The organism is Pyxidicoccus trucidator, from assembly GCF_010894435.1.
GTDB classification, from domain to species: Bacteria; Myxococcota; Myxococcia; order Myxococcales; family Myxococcaceae; genus Myxococcus; species Myxococcus trucidator.
Genome location: NZ_JAAIXZ010000038.1, coordinates 1 through 12,810 on the forward strand (window position 1 = coordinate 1; position 12,810 = coordinate 12,810).

Genomic DNA, 12,810 nt, shown 5'->3' on the forward strand with positions numbered 1-12,810 from the left:
GCGCGACGTAGGACTCCGCCAGTGAGGCCCTCGTCACGTCGGGCGCGGGCAGCGCCTTGCGGTCCACCTTGGAGTTGGCCGTGAGAGGCAGGGCGTCCAGCCGCACGACGGCGGACGGCACCATGTACTCGGGCAGGCGCTCCTTGATGAAGGCGCGCAGCCCGGCCACGTCGAGCGTCTCGGAAGCGGCGACGTAGGCGACCAGGCGCTTGTCGCCGGGGACGTCCTCGCGCACCACGGCCACGGCTTCGCGCACGGACGGGTGCTGGGCGAGGGCGGACTCCACTTCGCCCAGCTCGATGCGGAAGCCGCGCAGCTTCACCTGGGCATCGGCACGGCCGATGAAGTCCACCGTCCCATCCCCGCGCCAGCGGACCAGGTCTCCGGTGCGGTAGAGGCGGGCCCCGGGAACGCCGGAGAAGGCGTCGGGCACGAAGCGCTCGGCGGTGAGGGCGGGCTGCTCCAGGTAGCCGCGCGCCAGTCCGGCGCCGCCGATGAAGAGCTCGCCCGTCACGCCCACGGGCACGGGCTGGCCGGAAGCATCCAGCACGTACACGCGGGTGTTGCCGATGGGGCCGCCGATGGACACCGCGCTGCCCACCTGCGCGGCCTGAGTCAGCCGGAAGCAGTTGGCGAAGACGGTGGCCTCGGTGGGCCCATAGACGTTGATGACAGGCACGCCGAGGGCTTCCAGCACGCGGCGCGCGTGGGGGGCGCTCATCACATCGCCACCGGTGAGCACCTGCCTCAGCGTGCGCAGGGCTTCCAGTTGCCCGTCCACCATCTGGGTGAAGAGGCCCGAGGTGAGCAGCAGGGTGGTGACGCCGGTTTTCTGGAGGACGTGTCCCAGCTCTTGGAGCGAAGGCACCTGCGGTGGCATCACCACCAGGCGCGAGCCATGAAGCAGCGCGCCCCAGACCTCGAAGGTGGAGGCATCGAAGGAGATGGGAGCGTTGAGCAGGAAGGTCTCTTCCGGCCCGAAGTGGGCGTAGTCGACGCCGAAGAGGGTGCGCAGCACGCCCTGGTGCGGGATGCCCACGCCCTTGGGCCGGCCCGTGGAGCCGGAGGTGAAGACGATGTACGCGAGGCTCTCGGGCAGCGCCGCAGTCGAGGGCGCGGTGGTGGGGAGTGAGTCGAGCGCGGCCTCCTCCAGCAGCACCGTGGACAGGCCCTGGGTGGGCAGTCGTGACAGGAGCGCGCGAGTGGTGACGAGCACGCCGGGACGAGCGTCCTCCACCATTCCGGCGAGGCGCTCCCGAGGGTAGCTCGGGTCGAGCGGCACGTAGGCCCCACCGGCCTTGAGGATGGCCACCAGGGAGATGAGCAGCTCCGGCGAGCGCTCCAGGGCAATGGCCACGCGCGAGTCGGTGGACACGCCCAGGGTGCGCAGGTGGTGCGCGAGTTGATTGGCGCGCGCGTCGAGCTGACGGTAGGTGAGACGCGGGCCTCCGAGCTCACTGGCGAACTCGACGGCGACCTTGTCCGGGTAGCGAGCCACCATCTGCTCGAAGACCTCGGGCAGGGTGGAGGCGCGCGGGTACTCGGTGGCGGTGGCGTTCCAGTCCACGAGCAGCCGCTGGCGCTCGGCGGGCGTCAGCATGGACACGGACGACAGCGCCGCATCGGGCTGGGAGACCACGGCCACTACCAGCGAACGGAAGTGCTCCGCCATGCGCTCGACCGTCTCTGCCTCGAACAGGTCGATGTTGTAGCCCAGCGCACCCTGATAGCCGTCCGGCGAGTCCTCCAGGCCCAGATGCAGCTCGAACTTGGCGGCGGAGGTCTGCGCGTCCACCTGCCGCGGAGCCGCCCGTGGAGCTGACTCCGGGGCCGGTTGGGCCGCCGAGCTATCGGGGGTGTTCTGAAGGACGAAGAGGACCTGGAAGAGGGGGCTGCGTCCCAGGTCACGGGTGGGCTGGAGCTCCTCCACCAGGCGCTCGAAGGGGACGTCCTGGTGGGCGTAGGCGCCCAGAGCCGTCTCCTTCACCTGACGCAGCAGGGAGCGGAAGGAGTCGGGAGCCTCCACCCTGGCGCGCAGGACGAGCGTGTTGACGAAGAAGCCGATGAGGCCTTCCAGCTCGCCATGCTGACGGCCGGCGATGGAGGTACCGACGGAGATGTCGCGCTGGCCGGAGTAGCGCGCCAGCAGCACCTGGAAGGCGGCGAGCAGGGCCATGAAGGGCGTGGCGCCCTCCTGTTGGCACAGCGCATTGAGCTTCTCGGAGACGTCGCGCGACAGCCCGACGCGCGCCTGGGCTCCCCGGAAGGTCTGCACGGGCGGGCGCGGCTTGTCGATGGGCAGCTCCAGCGGGATGAGCCCCGTCAGATGCGTGCGCCACCAGTCCAGGTGCTCTTCCAGGACTGCGCCCTGCATCCAGTTGCGCTGCCAGACGGCGTAGTCGGCGTATTGGAATGGCAGCGGAGGCAGCGGCGAGGCTCTGCCCTGGCTGAAGGCTTCGTAGAGGGCCACCACCTCGCGCACGAGCACGCCCATGGACCAACCGTCGGAGACGATGTGGTGCATGTTGAGCAGCAGCACGTGCGAGTCGGGGCCCAGCTTCCACAGCGTGGCCCGCACCAGGGGCCCGGTGGCGAGGTGGAAGGGGCGCTGCGCCTCCTCACTCACCTGACGCTGGAGCGCCTCTTGCGCGGCTTCTGGCGAGAGGTTACTGAGATCCACCAACTGGAGTGGAAGCTCGGCGCGGGGCGCGATGACCTGGACGGGCTGGCCTTCGTGCTGGACGAAGGTGGTGCGCATCGCCTCGTGACGCTGCACCAGCGCTTCGAGACTGCGGCGCAGGGTCTCTGCATCTACCGACCCCGGCAGCCACTCCACGGCGGGCATGTTGTAGGCAGCATTGCCCGGGCTGAGCTGGTCGATGAACCACAGGCGCTGCTGCGAGAAGGACAGAGGCAGCGGGCCGGAGCGCGGCACGGGGACGATGGCCGGTGCCCGGCGCAGGGGAGCGGCGTCGCGAGCGGACGCGATGCGAGCGGCCAGGCCTTCGAGGGTGGGGGCCTCGAAGAGAGCGCGCAGGGGCAGCTCCACGTCGAGGGTGGAGCGAACGCGGGAGATGAGCTGGGTGGCGAGCAGGGAGTGGCCACCGAGAGCGAAGAAGTTGTCGGTGACGCTCACCTGGGGCAGTCGCAGCACGGAGCAGAACAGCTCGGCGAGGGACACTTCCAGCGGGGTGCGCGGGGCGATGAAGGCAGCCTCGCCGCGGAGGCTCTGGGCGTCCGGAGCGGGCAGCTGGCGGCGGGCCAGCTTGCCGCTGGGCGTCAGGGGCAGGGCCTCCAGCGTGACGAACGCGGAGGGCACCATGTACTCGGGCAGTCGCTGCAGGAGGAAGGCGCGCAGACGGGAGGTCTCTGCCGTTGGCGTGCTGCCTTCATCCTCGCCCGAGGGGGCGAGGGCCGGCACCACGTAGCCGACGAGGCGCTTGTCGCCGGGCACGTCCTCGCGCACGACGGCGGCGGCGTCACGCACGCCCGGGAAGGCGCGCAGGGCGGCTTCGACTTCGCCCAATTCCACGCGGAAGCCGCGCAGCTTCACCTGGCCGTCGAGGCGGCCGAGGAACTCCACCGTGCCGTCGGCCTTCCAACGCGCCGAGTCTCCGGTGCGGTACAGCCGCGCACCGGGCACGTCGCTGAAGGGGTGCGGGAGGAACTTCTCCGCCGTCAGCTCCGGGCGGCCGGAGTAGCCATGCGCCAGGTGGGTGCCGCCGATGAAGAGCTCCCCGGGCACGCCCACCGGGCAGGGCTGGCCGTGCGCGTCCAGCACGTAGAGCTGCGTGTGCGGTACGGGCGAGCCGATGGAGGGCAGATGGGGCCAGGAGGACGGAGCGCCTTGCAGGCGCAGGGCACTCACCACGTGCGTCTCGGAGGGGCCGTACTGGTTCTCCAGCACGCAGCCGGGAAGCTTCTCGAAGAAGGCGACCAGCGAGGGCGTCACCTGGAGTTGCTCTCCGGCCGTCACCACCTCGCGCAGGGACGTGGGCAGGGTGGCGCCATGGGCGGCGGCGTCAGCCAGGGCCTGGAGGGCAACGAACGGAAGGAACAGTCGTTCCACGCCGGTGCTCGCCATGAAGTCGAGCAGCGTGGGCATGTCCTGACGCAGGCCGCCGGTGGGCAGCACGAGGGTGCCGCCGGCCCACCAGGTGGAGAAGACTTCCTGGAAGGAGACGTCGAAGCTGAGGGCGGCGAACTGGAGGGTGGTGGCGTCGGGCTTGACGGACTGGCCCAGCTGCCAGGCCAGCAGGTGACTCAGGGCGCGGTGAGGAAGCGCGACACCCTTGGGGCGGCCGGTGCTGCCCGAGGTGTAGATGAGGTAGCAGGTGGCCTCGGGAGACACGTCCCGGGAGGGCGCGTGGGCCGGCTGACGGGCAATGGCGTCGGCCTCGGTGTCCACGGCCACACGCCGGGCGCGCATCTCCGAGGGCAGTACGGAGGCCAGGTGCGACTGGGTGAGGACCACGGGAGCGCCGGTGTCCTCCAGCATGAAGGCCAGGCGCTCAACGGGGTAGGACGGGTCCAGCGGGAGGTAGGAGGCACCGGCCTTGAGCGTGGCGAGCACGGCGACGGCCATGTCCAGGCTCTTGTCGAGGCACAGTCCCACGGTGCCACCGGCGGGCACGCCCAGCTGCACCAGGTGGTGCGCGAGCCGGTTGGCGCGCGCGTCCAGCTCCGCGTAGGTGAGCGAGTGCGTGCCATCCGTGACAGCCACGGCGTGCGGCGTGCGCGCGGCCTGGGCTTCCACGGGACGGTGCACCGCCACAGGTGAATGAGGCCCGCGCGCGGTGCTGTTCCACTCCACCAGCAGGCGGCGCTCCTCGTGCGCATCCAGCAGTGGCAGGCGCCAGAGGGGCTGGCCGGCATCGGCCACAGCCGACTCCAGCAGTCGCACCAGGTGCGCGGACATGCGGCGCACGGTCGCCTCATCGAAGAGGTCGGTGTTGTACTCGAGTACGCCGGACAGCTCGCCACCACCCTCGGCCATGAGGAGCGACAGGTCGAACTTGGCGGTCCCGCTGTTCACCTCCAGCGCGTGCGGCGTCAGGGCGTCACTGTCTGTCCCTTCGTCAGCCGCCTGCCCGCGGGCAGCGTTCTGCACGGTGAGCAGGACCTGGAACAGCGGCGAGCGGCTCAGGTCGCGCTCGGGCCGCAGCTCGTCGACCAGCTTCTCGAAGGGCACGTCCTGGTGGGCGTAGGCGTCGAGTGTCGTCTCGCGCACCTGCGCCAGCAGCTCGCGGAACGTCAGGCCGGACGTCAGCTTCGTTCGCAGGGGCAGCGTATTGGCGAAGAAGCCGACGATGTCTTCCAGCTCCGAGCGCTGGCGGTTCGCGATGGGCGCGCCCATCACGAGGTCGTCCTGGCCCGAGTAACGCGAGAGCAGGACACCGAAGGCGGACAGCATCGCCATGAACGGCGTGACGCCTTCACGCTGGCACAGCGCGAGGAAGGCCACGGCCTGTTCCGGGCTCAGCCGCACCGGGACGGTGGAGCCGCGGTCTGTCTGGACGGGCGGGCGAGGCCGGTCCGTGGGCAGCTCCAGCACCTGCGGCGCGCCTGCGAGCTGCTGCTTCCACCATGAGACTTGTCGCTCCAGGGCCGCGCCTTGCAGCCAGCCGCGCTGCCAGACGGCGTAGTCAGCGTACTGGAGCGCCAGTGGGGCCAGTGGCGACGGAAGCCCGCGCGAGAACGCCGCGTAGAGCGCGCCCACCTCGCGCATGAGGATGCCACTCGACCAGGCGTCCGACACGATGTGGTGCACGGTGACGAGCAGCACGTGACGCCGCTCCGACAGCCGCAGCAAGGTGGTGCGCACCAGGGGCACACGCGTCAGCTCGAAAGGCTTCTGCGCCTCCACGAAGGCGTGCCGCCGGGCTTCGGCCTCGCGCTCGGACTCGGGCAGGTGGCTCAAGTCCACCACCGTCAGCGGCAGTGGAACCTCGGGGTGCAGGTGCTGGACGGGCTCCCCGTCCTCCCGGGTATGGAAGGACGTACGCAGCGCCTCGTGGCGACGGACGAGCTCCTGGAGGCTGAGCTCCAGGGCCCGCGCATCCAGCGCCCCGTGCAGCTCCCTGGCTGAAGGGATGTTGTAGAAGGCACTGCCAGCCTGGAGCCGGTCCAGGAACCACAGGCGCTGCTGCGCGAACGACAGCGGCAGCGGGCCCGTGCGAGGCACCGCGACGAGCGCGGGCAACTCGAGGCCGTCACGGTGCCGCCGCGCTTCGTCGATGCGCGGAGCGAGCTCGGCGAGGGTGGGGGCCTCGAAGAGCGCGCGCAGCGGCAGCTCCACCTCGAAGGCCTTGCGCACGCGCGAGGCGACCTGGGTGGCCAGCAGGGAATGGCCGCCCAGCGCGAAGAAGTCATCGTGGCGACCGACCTTCTCGACTCGGAGCACCTGGGCCCAAATCGAGGCGAGCTGGTGCTCCGCGGGGGTGGCGGGTGGGACGTAGGTGGCGGTCGAGGAGGAAGCCTCGGGGGCTGGCAGCGCCTTGCGGTCCACCTTTCCGTTGGGCGTCAGAGGGAAGGCGTCCAGCGCGGTGAAGGCGGAGGGCACCATGTACTCGGGGAGCCGCTGCTTGAGGAAGGCCCGCAGGGTGGCCGCTTCTGGAGCCGCTTCCGTCGCGGTGACGTACGCCACCAGGCGCTTGTCGCCGGGCACGTCCTCCCGCACCAGCACCAGCGCCTGACGCACGGACGGGTGCAGGGCCAGGGCCGCTTCGATTTCACCCAGCTCGATGCGGAAGCCGCGCAGCTTCACCTGGAAGTCGGTGCGGCCCAGGTAGTCCAGCGTGCCGTCGGCCAGCCAGCGCACCTTGTCGCCGGTGCGGTACATGCGAGCGCCGGGCGAGGTGCTGAAGGTATCGGGGAGGAAGCGCTCGGCGGTGAGACCCGGCCGGCCAAGGTAGCCACGGGCCAGGCCCGCGCCGGAGATGAACAACTCACCGGGCACGCCGACGGGCACCGGATGCAGCTGGCCGTCCAGCACGTACACCCGCGCATTGGCCAGCGGGCCGCCAATGGTGGGACGGGTGCCGGGCCGCACGGCGAACGCGGTGGAGTCCACCGTGCACTCGGTGGGGCCGTAGACGTTGACGGTGCGCGTGCGGGGCGCGGCGGCAAGCTGCTGCCACAGCGCTTCGTCGATGGCCTCACCGCCGGGCACCAGCAGGCGCGGAGCGGACGCGTCCTGGAGCAGTCCTTCCTGCACCAGCAGCCGCAGCAGCGAAGGCGTGCAGTCGAGCACGTCGACTCCGTGGCGCTTCACCCACTCGCGCAGGGCGCTCGGGTCCTGCCGCGTGTCCTCGGGAACGATGCAGAGGCAGTGGCCGTCGAGGAGCTGGACGAGCTGCTTGACGGAGCCGTCGAAGGCGAGCGGCGCGTTGACGCTCACCCGCAGCCCGGACGGCTGCCCGGCGTACACCGCGCGAGCCAGCTGCTGCCGCAGGTTGAGCACGGAGCGGTGCTGGACCATGACGCCCTTGGGCGTGCCGGTGCTGCCGGAGGTGTAGATGACGTAGGCGAGATTGCCGGACGAGGCGGCGGGAGCGGGGTTGTGCGACGGCAGCGAGGCAGGCAGCGCCTCCACCGAGTCGAGGCACAGCACGCGAGTCCCCGCGGGCGTCCATCCACCCACCAGCCGCTGCTGCGTGAGCAGCACGGGGGCGGCGCAGTCCTGGAGGGTGAACTCCAGGCGCTGAGCGGGCCACGCCGGGTCCATGGGCACGTAGGCCCCACCCGCCTTCATGACCCCCAGCAGCGCGACCACCATGTCCACCGAGCGCTCGAAGCACAGCGCCACGGGCACATCGGGTCCGACGCCTAGCGAGCGCAGGTGCCACGCCAGCTGGTTGGCCCGCGCGTTGAGCTGCGCGAACGAGAGGACGGACGCTTCGTACCGGACGGCAGGCGCCTCCGGCGTGCGCTCCACCTGCTGCTCGAAGGCATGGTGGAAGCACGAGTCCACCGGGACGTCCACGGCGGTCTCGTTCCAGGTGCGTAGCACCTGCTCGCGCTCATGCGAGGACAGCAGCGCCAGGGTGGAGAGCGGTGCGTCGGGCTGTGCCGTGAGGCCTTCCAGCAGCACACGCAGGTGTTCGACCAGGCGCGCCATCGTGGCCTCGGTGAAGAGGTCCGCGTTGAACTGGAGCTGGCCGTGGAAGCCCTCCGGAGTGTCCGTGAGGGAGAGGTTGAGCTCGAACTTGGCCGCGTCGGTGCCCGAGGCGTCGAGGGAACGCAGGGACACCGAGGGCAGGGCCACGTCCTGTACCGGGATGTTCTGGAGCGAGAACAGCGCCTGGAACAGCGGCGAGCGACTCAAGTCACGCGCTGGCTGCAGCTCTTCCACCAGCTTCTCGAACGGCACGTCCTGGTGCTCGTAGGCGCCGAGCGTCGTCTCCCGCACCTGTCGCAGGAGCTGGAGGAAGGAGAGGTGCCCCTCCGGCCGTGCGCGCAGGACGAGCGTGTTGACGAAGAAGCCGATGAGGCCCTCCGTCTCCGCGTGGCGGCGGCCCGCGATGGGCGAGCCGATGACGACATCCTCCTGGCCGGAGTAGCGCGCGAGCAGGAGCTGGAACGACGCCAGCAACACCATGAACGGAGTGGCGCCTTCCCGCTGGGCCAGGGCCTTGAGCGACTCGCTCAGCGGGTGGGGCAGGTGCACTGGCACCGTGGCGCCACGGCGGGTGAGCACCGGCGGACGGGGGAAGTCCGTGGCCAGGTCCAGGTGGGGTGGAGCCCCGGAGAGCTGCTGCTTCCACCAGCGGAGCTGTTGCTCCAGCACCGCGCCTCGCAGCCACTCTCGCTGCCACACCGCGTAGTCGGCGTACTGGACGGGCAGCGTGGGCAGCGGGGAAGGCTGGCCTCGTGAGGAGGCTTCGTAGAGGGCGGCCAGCTCCTGCACCAGCACTCCGGTGGACCAGCCGTCGGAGATGATGTGGTGCAGGTTGAGCAGCAGCGCGTGCCGCTGCTCGCTCAGGCGCAACAGGGTGACGCGCAGCAGTGGCCCGGTGGTGAGGTTGAACGGCCGCAGCGCGTCCTCGGTGGCGAGACGGCGTGCCTCCACCATCCGCTGCGCTTCGGGCAGCGCCGTCAGGTCCACCACCTTCATCAGTATCGAGGCCGGCGGGTGGATGACCTGGAACGGCTCGTCACCGTCGGTGCCAAAGGTGGTGCGCAGCGACTCGTGGCGGCGCACCAGCTCATCGAAGCTGTGCTGCAGGGCGGAGCTGTCCAGCGCGCCTTCGATAATCAGCGGCGTGGGGATGTTGTACTGGACGCTGCCGGGCTCGAGCTGGTCGAGGAACCACAGGCGCTGCTGCGCGAACGACAGCGGCAGCAGGCCCTCACGAGCCACCGGCCGCAGCGCGGGCACGGCCGTGCCCTGACCCGACTGTTCCACCCTGAGGGCGAGCGCGGCGAGGGTCGGCGCCTCGAAGAGTGCGCGCAGGGGGAGCTCGACTCCAAGCACCGCCCTGATGCGCGCCACCACCTGGGTGGCCAGCAGGGAGTGGCCGCCCAGGGCGAAGAAGTCATCGTGGCGGCCGACCTTCTCGACTCGGAGCACCTGGGCCCAGAGCGAGGCGAGCTGGTGCTCCGCGGGGGTGGCGGGCGGGACGTAGGTGGCGGCCGAGGTGGCGGCCTCGGGAGCTGGCAGCGCCTTGCGGTCCACCTTGGAGTTGGCCGTGAGGGGCAGGGTGTCCAGCCGCACGAGAGCGGACGGCACCATGTACTCGGGCAGGCGCTCCTTGAGGAAGGCGCGCACGGCGGCCACGTCGAGCGTCTCGGGAGCGGTGACGTAGCCCACCAGGCGCTTGTCGCCGGGGACGTCCTCGCGCACCACGGCCACGGCTTCGCGCACGGACGGGTGCTGGGCGAGGGCGGTCTCCACTTCGCCCAGCTCGATGCGGAAGCCGCGCAGCTTCACCTGGGCATCGGCGCGGCCGACGAAGTCCAGCACCCCGTCCCCACGCCAGCGGGCGAGGTCGCCCGTGCGGTAGAGGCGGGCTCCAGGGACTCCGGAGAAGGCGTCGGGGATGAAGCGCTCGGCGGTGAGGGCCGGCTGCTCCAGGTAGCCGCGCGCGAGGCCGTCACCCCCGATGAAGAGCTCGCCCGTCACACCCACGGGCACGGGCTGGCCGGCTGCGTCCAGCACGTACACGCGCGTGTTACCGATGGGGCCGCCGATGGGCACCGCGCTGCCCACCTGCGCGGCCTGCGTCAGTCGCGCGCCGGTGGCCAGGACGGTCGTCTCGGTGGGCCCGTAACAGTTGGTGACTGGCACTCCGAGCGCTTCCATCACGCGGCGAGCGTGAGGCGCGCTCACCACATCACCCCCGGTGAGCACCTGCTTGAGCGTGCGCAGGGCTTCCAGCTGCCCGTCCACCATCAGCGTGAAGAGGCCCGAGGTGAGGAACAGGCTGGTGACACCGGTGCGCTGGATCACCTGGCCCAGCTCTTCGAGCGAGGGCGCTTGAGGCGGCATCACCACCAGGCGCGAGCCATGAAGCAGCGCGCCCCAGACCTCGAGGGTGGAGGCATCGAAGGAGATGGGCGCGTTGAGCAGGAAGGTCTCTTCCGGCCCGAAGTGGGCGTAGTCGACGCCGAAGAGGGTGCGCAGCACGCCCTGGTGCGGGATGCCCACGCCCTTGGGCCGGCCCGTGGAGCCGGACGTGAAGACGATGTACGCGAGGCTTTCGGGCAGCGCTGCCGTCGAGGGCGCGGTGGTGGGGAGTGCGTCGAGCGCGGTCTCCTCCAGCAGCACCGTGGACAGCCCCTGGGTGGGCAGTCGTGACAGGAGCGTGCGTGTGGTGACGAGCACGCCGGGACGCGCGTCCTCCACCATCCCCGCGAGCCGCTCCCGGGGGTAGCTCGGGTCGAGCGGCACGTAGGCCCCACCGGCCTTGAGGATGGCCACCAGGGAGATGAGCAGCTCCGGCGAGCGCTCCAGGGCAATGGCCACGCGCGAGTCGGTGGACACGCCCAGGGTGCGCAGGTGGTGCGCGAGCTGGTTGGCGCGCGCGTCGAGCTGACGGTAGGTGAGACGCGGGCCACCGGGCTCACTGGCGAACTCGACGGCGACCTTGTCCGGGTAGCGAGCCACCACCTGCGCGAAGACCTCGGGCAGGGTGGAGGCGCGCGGGTACTCGGTGGCGGTGGCGTTCCAGTCCACGAGCAGCCGCTGGCGCTCGGCGGGCGTCAGCATGGACACGGAGGCCAGCGACACGTCGGGCTGGGAGACCACGGCCTCCACGAGCGTGCGGAAGTGCTCCACCAGGCGCTCGGCCGTGTCCGACTCGAACAGGTCCGTGTTGTAGCCCAGCACACCCTGGTAGCCGTCCGTCGAGCCCACCAGGATCAGCTCCAGCTCGAACTTGGCCAGGGGGGCCTCGTGCGCCAGTTGCCGCTCCGCCGGCTCCGGGGCCGGTTGGGCCGCCGAGCTATCGGGGGTGTTCTGAAGGACGAAGAGGACCTGGAAGAGAGGGCTGCGTCCCAGGTCTCGAGTGGGCTGGAGCTCCTCCACCAGGCGCTCGAAGGGGACGTCCTGGTGGGCGTAGGCACCCAGCGCCGTCTCCTTCACCTGACGCAGCAGGGAGCGGAAGGAGTCGGGAGCCTCCACCCTGGCGCGCAGGACGAGCGTGTTGACGAAGAAGCCGATGAGGCCTTCCAGCTCACCATGCTGACGGCCGGCGATGGAGGTACCGACGGAGATGTCGCGCTGGCCGGAGTAGCGCGCCAGCAGCACCTGGAAGGCGGCGAGCAGGGCCATGAAGGGCGTGGCGCCCTCCTGTTGGCACAGTGCATCGAGCTTCTCGGAGACGTCGCGCGACAGACCGACGCGCGCCTGGGCGCCCTGGAAGGTCTGCACGGACGGGCGTGGCTTGTCGATGGGCAGCTCCAGCGGGGCGAGCCCCGTCAGCTGCTTGCGCCACCAGGCCAGCTGCTCCTCCAGCACCGCGCCCTGCATCCAGTTGCGCTGCCAGACGGCGTAGTCGGCGTACTGGATTGACAGCGGGGGCAGCGGCGAGGGCCTGCCCTGGCTGAAGGCCTGGTAGAGGGCCACCACCTCGCGCACGAGTACGCCCATGGACCAACCGTCGGAGACGATGTGGTGCATGTTGAGCAGCAGCACGTGCGAGTCGGGGCCCAGCTTCCACAGCGTGGCCCGCACCAGCGGACCGGTGGCGAGGTGGAAGGGCCGCAGGGTCTCTTCGTAGGCCAGTCGCTGGACTTCGGCTCGCGCGGCTTCCGGCGCGAGGCCACTGAGGTCCACCCGGTGGAGCGGCAGCTCGGCGCGGGGCGCGATGACCTGGACGGGCTGGCCTTCGTGCTGGACGAAGGTGGTGCGCATCGCCTCGTGACGCTGCACCAGCGCTTCGAGACTGCGGCGCAGGGCTTCCGGGTCGACAGGCCCGTTCAGCCATTCGAGGGCGGGCATGTTGTAGGCGGCATTGCCCGGGCTGAGCTGGTCGATGAACCACAGGCGCTGCTGTGCGAAGGACAGAGGCAGCGGGCCGGAGCGCGGCACGGGGACGATGGCCGGTGCCCGGCGCAGGAGAGCGGCGTCGCGAGCGGACGCGATGCGAGCGGCCAGGCCTTCGAGGGTGGGGGCCTCGAAGAGAGCGCGCAGAGGCAGCTCCACGTCGAGGGTGGAGCGAACGCGGGAGATGAGCTGGGTGGCGAGCAGGGAGTGGCCACCGAGAGCGAAGAAGTTGTCGGTGACGCTCACCTGGGGCAGTCGCAGCACGGAGCAGAACAGCTCGGCGAGGGACACTTCCAGCGGGGTGCGCGGGGCGATGAAAGCCG

The 12,810-nt window shown here is 70.8% G+C and carries 1 protein-coding gene (only partly in view); it reads right to left on the reverse strand.

The genetic code is table 11. The annotated features are described in order from the left end of the window. Nucleotides 1–12,810, reverse strand: part of the annotated coding region (locus G4D85_RS47975) for a non-ribosomal peptide synthetase (RefSeq protein WP_164021767.1) (this coding region is incomplete at both ends). Its footprint extends 18,180 nt past the window's final position; 12,810 of its 30,990 annotated nt are in view.